Origin of the sequence: Microvirga sesbaniae (genome assembly GCF_025460805.1) — a bacterium.
GTDB lineage: Bacteria > Pseudomonadota > Alphaproteobacteria > Rhizobiales > Beijerinckiaceae > Microvirga > Microvirga sesbaniae.
This window is the reverse complement of record NZ_JAMXFJ010000025.1, coordinates 32,012-47,397: the sequence shown is the minus strand read 5'-3', so window position 1 is coordinate 47,397 and position 15,386 is coordinate 32,012. Positions and strand designations below refer to the sequence as shown.

General features: G+C 67.4%; 12 protein-coding genes. 10 read left to right on the top strand and 2 right to left on the bottom strand.

What is annotated here, in order from left to right; translation table 11 throughout:
• The gene (locus OCW50_RS24625) at positions 1-471 is read right to left on the bottom strand and encodes a hypothetical protein (RefSeq protein ID WP_262299333.1); all 471 of its coding nucleotides are present in this window, start codon (positions 469-471) and stop codon (positions 1-3) included.
• Between the two features lie 123 nt (positions 472-594).
• Here OCW50_RS24625 and OCW50_RS33445 point away from each other — a divergent pair, with 123 nt between their 5' ends.
• The 3 genes from OCW50_RS33445 to OCW50_RS24615 are packed head-to-tail and all read left to right on the top strand — an operon-like array spanning position 595 to position 1,920.
• Positions 595-765 carry a hypothetical protein gene (locus OCW50_RS33445; RefSeq protein ID WP_373371501.1) on the top strand — a complete coding sequence of 57 codons (171 nt, stop codon included), beginning with the start codon at positions 595-597 and terminating at the stop codon, positions 763-765.
• Positions 766-811: 46 nt separating this feature from the next.
• Entirely contained in the window at positions 812-1,606 is a 795-nt protein-coding gene (locus OCW50_RS24620) for a PIG-L deacetylase family protein (RefSeq protein ID WP_262299332.1), read from the top strand.
• Complete coding sequence (locus OCW50_RS24615; RefSeq protein ID WP_262299331.1) at positions 1,603-1,920, top strand: STAS domain-containing protein; 318 nt, start codon at positions 1,603-1,605, stop codon at positions 1,918-1,920. The genes OCW50_RS24620 and OCW50_RS24615 overlap by 4 nt, the downstream gene beginning before the upstream one ends.
• Positions 1,921-2,208: 288 nt before the next feature.
• Here the strand turns inward: OCW50_RS24615 and OCW50_RS24610 are convergent, their stop codons facing one another.
• Complete coding sequence (locus tag OCW50_RS24610; RefSeq protein ID WP_262299330.1) at positions 2,209-4,059, bottom strand: glycosyltransferase family 2 protein; 1,851 nt, start codon at positions 4,057-4,059, stop codon at positions 2,209-2,211.
• Positions 4,060-4,244: 185 nt separating this feature from the next.
• Between OCW50_RS24610 and OCW50_RS24605 the strand changes: the two genes are divergently transcribed.
• From OCW50_RS24605 to OCW50_RS24575, 7 genes are all read left to right on the top strand, one after another.
• Positions 4,245-7,400 carry a tetratricopeptide repeat protein gene (locus OCW50_RS24605; RefSeq protein WP_262299329.1) on the top strand — a complete coding sequence of 1,052 codons (3,156 nt, stop codon included), beginning with the start codon at positions 4,245-4,247 and terminating at the stop codon, positions 7,398-7,400.
• 413 nt (positions 7,401-7,813) lie between these two features.
• Complete coding sequence (locus OCW50_RS24600; RefSeq protein ID WP_262299328.1) at positions 7,814-9,658, top strand: methyl-accepting chemotaxis protein; 1,845 nt, start codon at positions 7,814-7,816, stop codon at positions 9,656-9,658.
• A gap of 4 nt (positions 9,659-9,662) precedes the next feature.
• Positions 9,663-11,120 carry a chemotaxis protein CheW gene (locus tag OCW50_RS24595; RefSeq protein ID WP_262299327.1) on the top strand — a complete coding sequence of 486 codons (1,458 nt, stop codon included), beginning with the start codon at positions 9,663-9,665 and terminating at the stop codon, positions 11,118-11,120.
• Entirely contained in the window at positions 11,117-12,220 is a 1,104-nt protein-coding gene (cheB, locus tag OCW50_RS24590; protein WP_262299326.1) for a chemotaxis-specific protein-glutamate methyltransferase CheB, read from the top strand. The genes OCW50_RS24595 and cheB overlap by 4 nt, the downstream gene beginning before the upstream one ends.
• Positions 12,217-13,104: a CheR family methyltransferase gene (locus tag OCW50_RS24585; protein ID WP_262299325.1), complete on the top strand. Its 888-nt coding sequence runs from the start codon at positions 12,217-12,219 to the stop codon at positions 13,102-13,104. The genes cheB and OCW50_RS24585 overlap by 4 nt, the downstream gene beginning before the upstream one ends.
• On the top strand, positions 13,097-15,088 hold the full coding sequence (locus tag OCW50_RS24580) for a chemotaxis protein CheA (RefSeq protein ID WP_262299324.1): 1,992 nt from the start codon (positions 13,097-13,099) through the stop codon (positions 15,086-15,088). The genes OCW50_RS24585 and OCW50_RS24580 overlap by 8 nt, the downstream gene beginning before the upstream one ends.
• On the top strand, positions 15,085-15,354 hold the full coding sequence (locus OCW50_RS24575) for a hypothetical protein (RefSeq protein ID WP_262271162.1): 270 nt from the start codon (positions 15,085-15,087) through the stop codon (positions 15,352-15,354). The genes OCW50_RS24580 and OCW50_RS24575 overlap by 4 nt, the downstream gene beginning before the upstream one ends.
• The last annotated feature ends 32 nt before the right edge of the window (positions 15,355-15,386 follow it).

Below are 15,386 nucleotides of genomic sequence, written 5' to 3'. Positions count from 1 at the left end.
TCAGCTCCTCGGCGACGCGTTGAGCCCTGCGATCCTGTCCTGGAGCGACGGGAACGCGACGGCGGCCGAGCCGAGCGCGGCGTCCACCACCGTGCTGGGCTCGCCGCGGCGGCGTTCCATGTCGGCGACGACCCGTTGCGCCCGCGTCAGGCCGTCTTCGGGCCTCAGGATGCCGAGCTGCACGGCCGACGAGAGGGTGGACAGAAGGGCCGCCCGGGTGGTCGGGCTGTCGGGATCGGCGCCGTAAGCCGCTTCGGAGCGCTGGAGATTCGTGCGCACGGCAGCCTCGATGGCGGGCGAGACCGTCGCCGGCGCGTTCCTCTGCCGGGACAGTTCCGTCGCGACCCGGCCCTGGATATGCGCCTCGGTGTCGAGCGCTTCGAGATAGATGATGATCCCGGTCGAGATCGCCAGCGCGGCGATGAAGGTCAGCTGCCCCCGGGCCTTGAGGAGGCCATCCCTGAAAGTCACCGTTGAGCCTCCGGTAAGCTTGGAACGCGATACTGAAACGGGTTGCCGTCCCCATAGCGGGGACGAGGTGCCGACATTAGAAGTTCGTCCCGGTCCCTGGCAAGCGAGCAGGCAGAGGTCCATGTGGAGCAACGGCGGCTTCTTGACTCGCTGACACGTTGGAACATTCTTGTTCGATCGCATTCCGATCAGCGGCGGTTGGCGTCTCCCACCGCGACGTCCAGATCGGAATTCATTCGATCGAAACCTTTTGCGGCAAGGCTCCGGCTTCCCTGCCATAGCCATCTCCGCTAAAGGCTCGCTCGACCGTTCCGGCGTCAGGTAGAAGAAGCAGAATTCGATGAACTCTCTGGCGTCAGGACCGGCGCTTTTCATTCAGCCGCATTATGACGATGTTCCCCTGTCCTGCGGCGGAACCGTCGCGCTTCTGGCCGAGCATGGGCACGAGCCGCGCATGGTGACCGTCTTCGCGGGCGAGCTGGTCGACGAAATGGTCGGCCCCTTCGCCGCCTGGAAGCACGAGCGCTGGAAGGTCACGGATGCCGAGCAGGTGCTCGCCGTCCGGCGCGCCGAGGATGCCGACGCCGCCCGCACGCTCGGCGCCCCGGTCCGCTGGCTGGGCATGCCGGACGCCATCTATCGCGGCGACCGCTACAAGTCCGATCAGGAGCTGTTCGGCCCTCTGATCGGCGAGGAGATCGAGCTTGCGATACACTTGGCCGAGGAGATCCGCCACCTGCCGGAATGGCGCGAGGGGATCCGTGTCTTCGTTCCGCTAGGCGTCGGGTCCCATGTGGACCACCAGCTCGTGTTCGAGGCGGGCCGCAGCCTGGCCGGGCAGGGGGCGCAGGTCTACGCCTACGAGGATTGCCCCTATGCGATCCATACGCCGGCCGGCGTAACGGCGCGCCTCGCCGCGCTGGGTGGCGCCGTCGGCGAGCCCGTCCTCGTCCCGATCGGCGACGCCCTCGACAAGCGTCTCGACGCCATTGCGTGCTACCGGTCGCAGGTGCCGGTGATCTTCCGCTTCACGGCCGATTTCCGGAGCGCCGTCGCGGAGTTCGCCATCCGGACCGGCGGCGCGTCGGGTCCGGCCGAGCGGTTCTGGCCCGTTCGTCCGCACGGTTCCCCATGATGGTCGTCCACGTGGAGCGCCTGGCCGGGGCCGTGGCCCACCTGCGCCTCCAGGGCAGGCTGGATGCCGCCGCCGCGCCCGGGCTCAGGGCCCGCCTGGACGGCGCTCTCGCCGGTGGGGCGACGCAGGTCCTCGTCGATCTGTCCGAGGTGCCGTTCATCGACAGCACGGGCCTCGGCGTGCTGGTGTCCGGCCTCAAGGCCGCGCGCAGGGCCGACGGCAACCTGCGTCTCGTCGCGCCCGGTCCTCAGGTGCGCAGGCTCATGCGCCTCACGGCCCTGGACCGGGTCTTCACCATTCTGGAGACCGTCTAGAGCCTCGGACCCAAAAGTGGACACCACTTTTGGGATTCATCCGAGGCTCATTCTCTTGACCGGCGCATCGGATGAGACGGACCCAGCGGGCCGCGCAAGCGACCCGAAGGGCCACGCCAGTGAATGCCGGGTCCACTTTTCGCTGACGCGGCCCTCCGGGTCCGTCCGATGCGCTAGCCCATCGTGCGGACGAAAGCGGGCCACGGTCGCGGCCCGAACGATGCGCCAGCCAAGAGTGCAGCGTCGGAGCCGATCCCGAAAGCGGAGCCCGCTTTCGGGTCCGACGCTTTAGAGTCCCGTCGGCAGCGCGCCTTCGGTGATGGCCGCCTCGTACTCGGGATCCGGCTGCCAGTACGCCGCCCGGATCACCGGGAGCATGGACAGGGCATTGCTCAACCCCCAGAGCGTGTTGGCGATCATCGCCCCGAGCGTGTAGCCCTCGCGGCCGGTCCCGAACGAGTACCAGCCCCAGATCAGACCCGCCAGGGTGACGATCACGAGCCCGATCTGCCACCGGACGAGGCGGCCATAAGTGCCCACCTGGCGGTCCTTCGGCGTGACCGGGAACGAAATCTTCTGGCCTCTCACCACGGCCCAGAGGGCCTGGAGGTTCAGCGGGAACATGGCGAGGTACCAGGCCCGCCCCTTGGCGTTCGAATTGCCCCACATCGCGACGAGCTGCGACAGCTCGTTGAGAAGCAGGAACGGCGCGATGTGGAGGAAGAAGTCGAGCGAGTAGCCGGACACCGGAGCGATGCCCGAGAACAGGAACACGATGGGCGAGACCAGGAAGATCACGTTCCAGAGCGGCGACAGGTACGAATAGAAGGTGGAGCCGTACATGAGCTTCTGCGGCAGCGTCAGGCCACGGCGGACGAGCGGGTTGTCATGGGCCAGGATGTCCAGGGTGCCGCCCGCGTACTTGAAGCGCTGGATGGTCCAGCTGAGGAGGTCGTTGGGGGACAGCATCTTGGACTGGACCACGGGGTGGAGGACGGATTTCCATCCGCGCTCCCGGTCGCTGTGGAGCACGATCGACGTGTAGATGTCCTCCGACACGTGGAACTTGTAGGGCTGGAACTCCTCGTCGAGGGCGCTCTGCCAGCGCATGGCGTCGCTGATCGAGTCCGTGATGGCGGCCTCGCCGGTCAGCTCGCGGGCGGCCTTCTCGTTGCGGCCCGCGGCGGCCGCAACCTGATCCGACCATTGCCGCAGCGCCGCCTCCATGACGGCCTCGCGGCGATGGATCGAGCCGGCCCCGCAGCAGAAGCTCGCATTGGCCCAATTCCGCCGGCGCTGGATCACGTCGAAGAAGAGCTGGGGGTCGTTGGCGAACGGATCCTCGCCGATCTGAACCGCGCCGAAGATCCGTTCGAAGGCGCGGCCGAGACCGCGGCCGAAAGCGCCCAGGCGCCGTTCGAGCGCAGCCGGCAGGGGCACGCCCGGCGGGATGTCGTAGAACCAGTGGGGGGTCTGGACCCACGCCACCTTGGGATCGCGGAAATAGCCGAGCGTCTCCTCGAGAAAGGTCGGGAAGGGGTGCATGTCGGCATCGCAGATCAGGATGAAATCGCCCGACGTGGCCGACATGGCATTGCGGAGATTCCCGGCCTTGAACCCGACATTGTCGGACCGGGTGATGTAGTTGACCCCTTCCTCGCGGGCGACCGCCTCCATGGCCGGCCGCTTGCCGTCGTCGAGCACGTTGATCTGGAGGCTGATGGGGTAGGGATAGGTGAGCTTCTTGGAATGCTGCAGGCCCACCCGGACCAGTTCGGGATCCTCGCTGTAGGTGGCGACGAAGACGTCGACCGAGACGGGGCGGTCCGGCATGTCGGGATCGTCCGAGCAGTCGCGGGCCGTCGCGGGGAGCGCACCGCGGACCGGAGACTTCGCCGACCAGAGATTGACCGTGAAGAACACGAGCCCGATGAAGGATCCCGTCTCGGCGATCAGCAGCGGGATCGAGAACCAGAGGGCGTCGTAGTTGATCGATTTCAGCCAGCGCCATCCCAGATACCACGTGCCGAACACGAGGCTCGCCGTGCAGAGGAACTGCCAGATCGTTTCGTGCAGGGGAGAATAGGGCAGCGGTGTCCAGGGCTTCTGAGTTTGGAAACGCGAGGCAGGGCGGGACAAGAACGGCAACTCCCAAAAAGTTGGAGGCGATAACCTCTGGCCGAGGAAGGAACTTAGGCTATTTTTGAGGAAAGAAACCCATGCAGGCGTTGCGACCCCGTGAAAGATGATCTTTACCTGCTATAAGGCCGAATTCCAGATATTGATCCTCCCGACCATAGTTCACGATTCGAGATTCCGAGACGATGTTTCCACGCAGGCTTGCCCTTCACGTGTGTTTCGCAAGCCTGCTGGTCCTGTTCGGGGCGGGTCTCGGCCCGTCGCGGGCCTGGGCCCAGTCGGCCGACGAGGTGGTGGAGCAGGCCCGCCAGGCCGCCGGCGCGAACGACAACCGGGAGGCCGCGCGTCTCTTCGAACAGGCGATCGTCCTGGCGCCTGAGCGCCGTCGCGACCTGCTCCTCGAATATGCCGATCAGGTCGCCTATTCCGGCCGTCCCGCCGACGCGGTGCCGCTCTACCGGGAGTTTCTCTCCCATTCCGGCCTCGTGGCCGACATCCGGCAACGCGCCGAGCGGGGGCTCGCTTTCGCCCTCTTGTGGGGCAGCCGCTTCCAGGAAGCGGTGGCCGCCTGGGAGGCGCGCCTGCGCGCCGATCCGACCAGCGACGAGGCCCGAAAAGCCCTGTCCGACGCTCTCGTGGGCGCTGCCCGGCAGGCCGCCGAGCGCAATGAGAACGCCAATGCCGTCCCGCTCTTCGCCCGGGCGATCGAAGCGGCACCCGGGCGGCGTCAGGAACTGCTGCCGGAATGGGCCGACCAGACCGCCTATGCCGGCCAGCCGGCTCAGGCCGTTCCTCTCTACCGGGAAGCCTTGCGCGATGGCGGCCGCCCGGCGGACCAGCAGCGACGCCTGAGGCGCGGCCTTGCCTTCGCGCTGCTCTGGAGCGGTCAGTTCCCGGCCGCCGTGGGGGCCCTCGAGGAGGCCCTTCGGGAGGCGCCCGAGGACGCCCAGCTGCGCCAGGGGCTGGCCGATGCGCGCGCCGGGGCCAGCCGTCCGGCCGCGCCGACCGTCCAGGCTGCGCCAGCCGCGCCGGCGGCACCGCCCGCGCCGGCGGCCGCTCCGGCCGATGCGGCGATCGCCGCGGCCCGGGAGGCCGCGGGTCGTGGGGCGAACAAGGAGGCCGCGGCACTCTTCGAACGCGCGATCGCGCTCGACCCGTCGAAGCGCGGCCAGATCGGACGGGAATATGCGGACCAGCTCGCCTATTCGGGCGAGCCGGGCCGGGCGGTGCCGGTCTATCGCGAGGTTCTCGCGCGCCGGGATCTCGCCCCGGCCGAGCGCCGGCCGGTCGAGAGGTCGCTGGCCTTCGCCCTGTTGTGGAGCAGCCAGTTCCCGCAGGCCATCGTGGCCTGGGACACGATCCTGAGCGCGGACCGGGGCGACGCGGAGGCCCGCAAGGCTCTCTCGGACGCGTATGTCGGGGCCGCCCGCCAATCCGCCCAGAAAACGCGAAACGCCGATGCCGCCACGTTCTTCCGGCAGGCCATCGAGGCCGCTCCGCAGCGGCGTCAGGAATTGCTGCCCGAATACGCCGACCAGGTGGCCTATTCGGGCGATCCGGCGCGGGCCGTGCCGCTGTACCGGGAGGCCCTTCGCGACGGGCAGCGCCCGGAGGCCGAGCGCCGGCGCGTCCGGCGCGGGCTGGCCTTCGCCCTGCTCTGGAGCAGCCAGTTCCGGGAAGCGATCTCCGCGTGGCAGAGCATCCTGCGGGAGAGCCCGCGCGACGCGGAGGCCCGCAAGGCCTTCGCCGACGCCCTCGTGGGCGCTGCGCGTCAGGCCGCCGGCCAGGCCCGCAACGCCGAGGCGGTCAACCTGTTCGAGCGCGCCCTGACGGTGATGCCGGGCCGCCGCCGGGAGCTGCTGCGGGAATATGCCGAGCAGGTCCTCTATGCGGGCCAGCCCCTGCGAGCCGTTCCGCTGTTCCAGGAGATCCTGGAGCGGCCCGACCTCACGGGCAAGGAGAAGCGCGACGCTCAGCTCGGATTGGCCCGCGCGCTCGCCTGGAGCGGCCAGCAGAAACTCGCCATCCCGGTCTTCAGCGAGATCATCGCGTCCGATCCCCGTGACGTGGAGGCTCTGGTCGGGCGCGGCAACGCGCTCAACGACATCACCCGCCACCAGGCCGCCCTGGTCGATTTCGAGGCGGTCCTCACCCTGCAGCCGCGCAACGTGGAGGCGATCCGCGGCGCCGCGACGGCGGAGCGATCCATGGGGCTTCCGCGCGCCGCGCTGGCCCGCCTGGAGCCTCTCCTGGCAGCCGGCGACCGCAACCCGGCGACCCTGTTCATCGCCGCCCAGGCACGGAACGAGATGGGCCGCCCCGACCTGTCCGAGACCTATGCTCGGGCCGTGCTCGCGGCGAAGCCCGGGGACGAGGGCGCTCAGCGCCTCCTCGATCAGCTCTATCTCGAGCGTCGCCCCTTAACTCAAATCGAGACCTGGTACGCGAGGCGCTCCGACGATCTGGCGATTTGGTCGCTGCAGGCCTCGCACGAGCTGACGTTCAATGCCGGCCTGACCAAGTTCGCTCCTCAGACCCGCTTCATGCGCTACAGGGGCGCGGATTTCCCCAGCGTCGACATGTACAGCCTCGGCCTGGCGGGCCGCCACCGGTTCAACGATTATCTGGAGTTCAAGACCTCGTTCTTCCTGAACCTGGAGGAGGAGATCCCGAGCCGGGTCAGTCCGAAGGACGAGCAGGACGTGACCTTCACCCACGAGACGACCCTGAGCCTGATTCCGTCCGATCTCCTGCGGTTCGACCTCGATCTGGGGCGGCGCTACGCGGACGAGAACACGCGCTCCATCGTGAACGACATCCTGGCGAACGATTTCGGGTTCTCGGTGGATCTCACGCCGGATAACGCCACCCGGTTCAGCGCGCAGGGGATCTACAGCCAGTATTCGGACGGCAACGAGCGCGTCTGGGGCCAGTTCGAAGCGGCCAAGCGGTTGACCGCCAACCCCTATTTCTGGCTCGGCGCCCGCTACACGGGTTTCGAGTTCAAGGAGGTGCTCGACAACGGATACTGGAACCCGAAGCGCTACCAGTCCCTCGAGGCGACCCTGCAGTTCTACGGTCCTCTCGCGGACAAGTGGTGGTTCGACATCCAGGCGGCCGCGGGATACGGCTTCAGCGAGCCGGGCGAGGCGGGTTTCGTCTCCTATACGTCGGCGCGCCTGAACTACGACTTCACCCAGCAGGCTTCCTTCGCGCTCTACGCCAACTACCTCATCTCCTATGCCCGCTCGTCGGACGATGACGGCAGCTTCAATCCGCAACAGGACGACGAGCCGTTCAGCCGCTGGTCCGTCGGCGGCCAGCTGCGAGTGCGGTGGTGACGTCCCTTCGATTGTCGAGACCAAGCGACGACATGAGGCTCGGATCCTGTCAGCCGAGATCCCGTGAGCAAAGTTTCATCGTGTCCGCGGGCATCGCGGGGATCCGAAAGCCCGGATGAAATCATGTGGATCGTACAATCGTTCATAACATTGTTTTCATTATGGAAACAGTCATAGGTATGGCTTGCTCCCGGGCGGTGGGAGCCTATAAACGTTCTGACGTCGCTCCGCCCCGATTTGACAAAGCACCGTGACGACCAGCACGTCAAATCAAGCCCGTAACCGCCGAAAACAAATCTCAAAGGCCATAGATGGCACTGGTTAAGACGACCGATCTTCCGGGCAAAACCACCCTCCGCCAGATTGACGGCGATACTCCGGTTGCAGTGGACCGACCCGGGTCTTCAAAACGGGTGAACGCATCGCGACGGGCCCATGATCGCGTCCGCGCCAGGCAGCAGAAGGCTGCCGAGCGCATCGGCGCGGCCACCGAGGAATTGGCCAGCGGCGTGACGGAATCGTCGTCCGCCGCGGAGGAGTTGCGCCGGGCGATGGAGCAAATCGCCGCCGGGGCCGAGGAGGCGGCGGGGGCATCGCAGCAATCCCTGTCGGCCATCATGAGCCTCGGCGCATCATTCGCGGAGTCCAGGCGCCACGCCGAGGCGACCCAATCCAAGACGGCCGGTCTCCAGATTCTCCTGATCGAAGCGGGGGCTCAGATCGACGCCTCGGTGGCGGCGGTCACGGCGAACGCAGCCCGTCAGCAGGCGATGGTCGATGTGATCGAACTCCTCGAGAAGCAGGCGATCGCAATCGGCGAGATCACCCGGACGGTGGGCGACATTTCCGATCAGACCAACCTTCTGGCGCTGAATGCCGCCATCGAGGCGGCTCGAGCGGGGGACAACGGCCGCGGCTTCGCCGTCGTTGCCGATGAAGTCCGCGCGCTGGCCAGCGCGTCAGAAAAAAGCGCCCAGGACGTCCAGACCCTGGCCGACGGCATCGCCACGGAGGTCCGGTCGGTCGCCGCGAGGATCAGGGGCGCGGCTGAAGCGGCAGCGGGCGAAGCCCGCACGGGCCGCGCCGTCGTCTCGGCTCTCGACCGGATTCGCGCCGACATGGCTCTCTTGGCCGAGGGCAGCCAGTCGATCCTGACCGCCGCCATCGAGGCCGAGACGGCCATTCGCGAGGCGCAGCGCGGGGCCGAACAGGTGGCAAGCGCCGCCGAGGAGCAGGCCGCGGCGGCCGCGGAGGCTCAGCGTTCCGTGCAGCAGCAGAGCGTATCTCTCGACCAAAGCCAGCAGACCGCTCACGACCTAGCCGCCCTGGCCGATGATCTTCAGGCGAACACCGCAGGATCCGCCACCGCCCAGCAGGTCGCATCGGCGGCCGAGGAGCTCTCGGCCGCGATCCAGCAATTGTCCGGTGCCGCCGGCGAGATCATGACCGCCGTCGACCAGATCAGCCGGGGGGCGCAGATGCAGTCCGCCGCGACCCAGCAGACCAATGCCGCGATGGAACAGATCGAGCGCGCCACGGCTGCGTCTTTGGATGCCGCCGGCACGTCCGTCCAGCGCGTCGAGGCTTTGGCGGCAGCCCTCCAGGAGAACCGTTCGGCGACGCTGCGGATGGCCGACGGGGTCGAACAGGGCTTGCGGGAGACGCGGGCCGTCATCGATATGATCGGCGGCCTCAACGAGACCAGCCGACGCATCGAGAAGATCGTGGACAGCATCGCTCTCGTGGCGGTCCAGACCAACATGCTGGCCGTGAGCGGCTCCATCGAGGCGGCGCGAACCGGGGAGGCGGGGCGCGGTTTCGCGATCGTCTCCGGGGATATCCGCGTTCTGGCCCGGGATGCCTCTGAGAACAGCGATCGTATCAAGGACGTGGTTCGCCAGATCCGGGATCAGATCATCGTCGTCCGCCGCGATCTCGATCAGAGCGCATCGATTGCGGAGGCCGAGGTCGCCAAGAACACCCTGATGGCCGAGAGGTTGGGGGCGGTCGAGGCCGATGTCGGCGCGATCCGGCATGGCAGCGCGGCCATTCTGTCCGGAGCGGAGACGATCCTCGGTGCCGTTCGCGAGGTCAGGCTCGGGACCCAGCAGGTCGCGGCGGTGGCCGAACAGGCCGGAAACGCATCCGTGCAAGCCGCCACCGCGGCCCGGCAGCAGGCGCGCGGCGCAGAGGATTTGGCCGCCGCCATCGAGGAGATCGCCTCCCTGGCGGATGAGCTCCAGATCGCGGAGACGTGACAGCATGGCCGAGACGGCCCCTTCGCCGGTCGCCCAGGCGCTTCTGACGGTGGAGGTGGATGGCGAGCGTTTCGCCTTTCCCGCCTCCGACGTCGCCGAGGTGATACGCCGGCCGGCCGTGTCCCGCGTGCCGCTCGCGCCATCGAGCCTGGTCGGGATCGCGAACCTGCGCGGCGCCGTCCTTCCGGTCGTTTCGCTGCGCAGCCTGATGGGACGTCCGCCGGGCTCCTCCGCCCATACCCGTGTGGTCGTGGTCGATCGCGGCGCGCCGATCGGCTTGGAGATCGACAAGGTGGCCTCTTGGCGGGCGAGCGGCGTCGAGGACGAGGCCGATGAGGCGACGAGCGCGCCCGCGCGCCTGATCGACCTCGACGCCCTGTTGTCCCGGGACTTCGGGCATGACCGCGGACGCGTGCATCACAGGTGTGAAGCCGCGATGCCGGAGCCTCGGGAATCGAACCCGACGACCCCCGACGAGGTGGCTCTGGTCTGCTTTGCCGTGTCCGGCCAGGACTTTGCGCTGCCGCTGACTTCCGTCCATGAGATCGTGGCCGTTCCCCCCGGCAGTGTCGCGGTGCCCCAGACCGATTCCGTGATGCTGGGCGTCGTGGCCCGGCGCGGGCGCCTGCTGCCGCTCGTGTCGCTTCGTGAACTCCTCGGACTTCCCTCGGGCCGACACGATGATGCCAGATCCCGTGTCGTGGTCGCGCGGGTCGGCGACGCATTGGTCGGCTTGGTGGCCGACGGCATCAAGGAAGTCCTGCGACGTCCTTCAGGAGACCTGGAGCCTGTGCCGGCAATCCTGATCCGCGGCGGGGCGGAGGCCAAAATCCAGCGCATCTGCCGCCTCGATGGCGGTCGGCGGCTTGTGTCGGTCCTCTCGACCGACAACCTTTTTCGCGATCAGGCGCTGGCCGAGCTCATCGCGCCTCAGATGGAGACGGATCCGGAGATGAGCAGCCCCGACGCTTCTCCCAGTCGCGACGAGCAGGTCATCGTGTTCCAACTCGGAAACGAGGAATACGGGCTGCCGATCGCGTCGGTCGACGAAGTGGTCCGCGTTCCCGAGACCCTGTCTCGTCTGCCCAGGGCGCCTGCCTTCATCGAAGGCGTCATGAACCTGCGGGGCCGTGTCGTGCCCGTGATCGACCAGCGGCGGCGCTTCAAGATCGAAAGCGGCGGCGAACGCCGGCGCGAGCGGATCGTCGTGGTCACGATCGATCAGATGCAGGCCGGTTTCGTCGTCGATGCCGTCTCGGAGGTGCTCACGATTCCCCAGGACCAGCTTCGCCCGACGCCCGAACTCGCAGCCGGCGAAACCCAGACCGTCCACCGCATTGCCAACATCGAGGCGGAGGGGCGCATGATCCTCCTGCTCGATCCGCACGAGCTCCTGGACCGGGCGGAGAAGGACCTGATCGCATCCTTGAGCAGCGCTCATCCCGATCGGCCGGACCCGTGACGCGACTGCTGATCGTCGACGATTCTCCCCTGATGCGGCGCCTTCTGGGCACGGTCTTCGCCGCCGAAGGCGATTTCGAGATCGCCTTCGCGCGTAATGGAGTGGAGGCCCTCGAGCAGCTTGGCGAGTTCAAGCCCGATGTGGTGACGCTCGACATCCACATGCCGGAGATGGACGGTCTGACCTGCCTCGACCGTATCATGCTGGAGCGCCCATGCCCCGTCGTGATGGTATCGTCTTTGACCGAGGAAGGAGCGAGCGTCACCCTCGAGGCCCTGAACCTGGGCGCTGTGGACTTCATCCCGAAGCCGAAGCGGGCGGTTTCGCTGGAGATCGAAACGCTCGCCCCTCTGCTGATCGAAAAGGTCCGTGCGGCATCGCGGGCGCGCCTTCCCGGCAGCCTCAGGCTGGCCGAGCGGGTGCGATTGAAAAGCGGCCTGACCAGGAAGCCCGCCGGTGTCACCCGGAGGTCGTTCCGTCCGTATCGAGAGGTTCCGGCGGCCAGGAGTGCAACTCCGTCCGCGCGTGGACTCATGCTCGTCGGCGCCTCGACCGGCGGTCCACCTGCCCTGGATGCGGTGCTGTCGGGCCTCCCGTCCGACTTTCCGGTGCCGGTGGTGGTGGCCCAGCACATGCCCGGATCCTTCACCGGGCCCCTGGCCCGGCGGCTCGACAAGCTCTGCGCCTTGGACGTGGTCGAGGTCACGCAGCCGATGCCGCTCGAAGCCGGACACGTCTATATCGGGAAGGGCGACGCGGACGTCATCATCGGCGTTCGCCCGAGCGGGCCGATCGTCATGGCCGCGCCGTCGCTTCCGGAACACCGCTGGCATCCGAGCGTGGACCGCCTGGTCGACAGCGCCATGGAGCATTTCGCGCCGGCTCACTTGATCGGCGTTCTGATGACCGGCATGGGCAGCGATGGAGCGGATGCCATGACGCGGCTGCGGGAACTGGGGGGCCGCACGATCGCGGAAGCCGAGGAGAGCGCGGTCGTGTGGGGGATGCCCGGCGAACTCGTGCGCCGGGGAGGGGCGGAGATCGTGGCGCCCCTGGAGCAGATTCCCCGTCGCATCATCGACATGATCGGGCGCGCATGAGCAAGTCCCCGCCGCCGAACAGGTCTGCCGCATCCGGGAAGGCGTCGGAGGTCCGGCTGAGCCCGGACGAGATCCGTCGCCTCTGCGAGTTCCTCTATCGCAGGACCGGGATGACCTTCGGCGAGAGCAAGCGGTACTACATCGAAAGGCGCATCGCCGACCGGATGTCCGCCACCGACATGCGCACGTTCCCGGCCTATTTCTCGTATCTTCAGACCAGCGAGGTCGAGGTCGAGCAGCTGATCAACATCTTCACGGTCAACGAGACTTATTTCTACCGGGAGGAGCATCAGCTGCACTGCCTGGGCCGATCGCTCCTGCCCGACATCGTGCGAAACAGACAGCCGGGCGATCTCGTGCGGATCTGGTCGGTGCCGTGCTCGACCGGCGAGGAGCCGTACTCCCTCGCCATCTGGCTTCTCGAGAACTGGCGAATGGTGGATGCCTACCATATCGAGATCGTCGGCTCCGATATCGACACGGAGGCACTCCTGAAGGCCCAGGACGGTATCTACGGGGAGCGCGCCCTGTCGCGTCTGCCGGCTCACGTCATCGACCGGTATTTCGAACCGCCTCGCGATGGTCAGCGCAGGTTGATCCGGGACCTGCGGGAATCGGTCAAGTTCACATCGGTCAATCTGGTGGACAAATCCTCGGTCGCGGCCCAGGGCCGGTTTGACGTCGTGTTCTGTCGCAATGTCCTGATCTATTTCGACGATGCCTCGCGGGAACTCACCGCCGACAGTCTCTACGACGCGCTGAATCCGGGCGGCTATCTCTGCCTTGGTCATACGGAGTCGATGAGCCGCATCTCGAAGCGCTTCAGGCTCCGCCGCTTCGAGGATGCGATCGTCTATCAACGACCGGAGGGCCGTGATGGATGATCTTCTGCAGCACTTCGTGGTCGAGGCGCGCGAACTGGTTCAACAGGCGAGCGACGATCTCCTGAACATGGAGCGCGAGCCATCGGTCGCCGCGCACCTGGACGGCGCCTTCCGGGCGGTCCACACCCTCAAAGGCTCTGTCGGGCTGTTCGATTTCGCCCCCATGGGTCTCGCGCTCCACGCTGCCGAGGATCTGCTGGGCGCCCTCAAAGGCGCCCCGGCGAGGATCGACGCCGACGTGATCGACCTTCTCCTCGACTGTGTCGGGCAGACGGAGCGCTGGGTTTCGGCCATCGAGCAGACCGGGGTTCTGCCACCGGATGCCGCCGATGAAGGATACCGTCTTGCGCGAGCGCTCCGCTCCCAGCTCGAAGGGGAGGCTGCGCCGGATGGTCCGGCGATTGCGGACGCGGATGGCGGCTGGATCGAGGACCTTCTGGCAGCCGGTTCCCGCCGGGCCGAACGGACGCCCAACAGCCTCACCCTGACCGCCATCCGGTACACGCCACGAGCCGATTGCTTTTTCGCGGGCGATGATCCGCTGGCGCTGCTGCGATCGGTCCCTGATCTCGTCCATGTTCGGGCGAGCCATCAGGCGCCCTGGCCTCCGGCCGCCGAGATCGACCCCTTCGCCTGCAATCTCCGTCTCGAGGCTCTGTCTTCGGCCGGGTACGAGGCGGTGAAGGCCGTGTTCCGCTTCGTTCCCGATCAGGTGGTCATCTACGATGTGACGGGGTACGAGGCGGCCGCCGGGGTTGAGGCCGGACGTGACGGATCTGCAACGCGCGAGAGACGCTCCGCCACGGCGGGCACTTCGCGGACGTTGCGTGTCGATGCTGCAAGAATCGACCGGCTCGCGGATCTCGTCGGCGAGATGGTCATCGCCAAGAACGGGCTGGCGCATATCGCGGCCATGGGCGATGGATCAGCCGCGAGAGAGGATCTCGTGCGCAGCGTCGCCGCATGCCAGGCGACCATCGACCGGCTCGTCGCCGATATGCACAGAGCCGTCATGGATGTGCGCATGATGCCCATGCGCGAGATCTTTCGGCGCTTCCCGCGCGCCGTCCGCGAGAGCGCCGGCCAGCTTGGGACGCTCGTGGAGTTTTCCATGGAAGGCGAGGACGTGGAGGCGGACAAGTCCGTCACGGAGGGACTGGCCGAGCCTCTGCTCCATGTCCTGCGCAACGCCGTCGCCCATGGGGCCGAACCGGAGGAGGTCCGCCTCGCGGCAGGAAAGCCCTCCGAAGTCAGGATTATCCTCCGGGCCCGCCGGGAGGGCGATCGACTCGTGGTCGAAGTGAGCGACGATGGGCGCGGCATCGACCCCGAGCGGGTCCGTCGCGCCGCGCGCGAGCGAGGCCTCGCGCCGGCAGACCGGATCACCCTCATGAGCGATGCCGAAGTCACGGACCTGATCTTCGCGCCGGGGTTCTCCACCGCCTCCGATGTCACCGATCTGTCCGGCCGCGGGGTCGGCATGGATGCCGTTCGCTCGGCGATCGAGAGACTTGGCGGGCAGGTCGCCGTGCAGAGCAGGCCCGGGCACGGGACGACGATCCGCTTCTCCTTGCCCCTGACCGTGGTCATGACCAAGGTGATGACCGTGCGAGTTGGATCCGAGACCTACGGCATCCCCATCGAGGGCGTTCTGGAAACAGCCTATCTGCCCACCTCCCACATCATTCCCATCCAGGGGGCGGAGGCTTTCGTCCTGCGCGACCGGACCGTGCCCCTGGTCAGGCTGGCCGATCTGCTGCGGATCCCTCGCGCGCGGGATCGGGAAGGCGGAACGAAGGTTCTGGTCATGTGGGTGGGCGACGAAAGGGTCGGCATTGCGGTTGACGGGTTTGCCGGGCGCATCGACATTCTGATGCGCCCCATGGCTGGTCTTCTGGCGAGCCTCCCGGGCGTCATCGGCACGACCCTGATGGGAGACGGGAGTGTCCTGATGATCCTCGACATCCCGGAGCTGATCGGATGAGCGTGCGTCTGGCGGGCGATGCCATCGTGCTGGAAGGGCCCTGCCGTGTCGAGGACGCGGAGCCGCTGCTCCGGTGGCTCCAGGAGAAACCCGGCCGCGTCGTGGATCTGACGGATGCCGAACACCTCCATACCGCGGTGTTTCAGGTTCTCCTGGCCCTGAGGCCAACCATCCGGGGAGAAGGAAAGGATACCTTCGTCCGAGACTGGATGGTCCCGCTCCTGTCGGCGGCCCAGGCGCCCGGGGCCGCGAGGACGGAGGGCTGACCTGTTGTCATTCGTTTCGGATACTCTAAAAG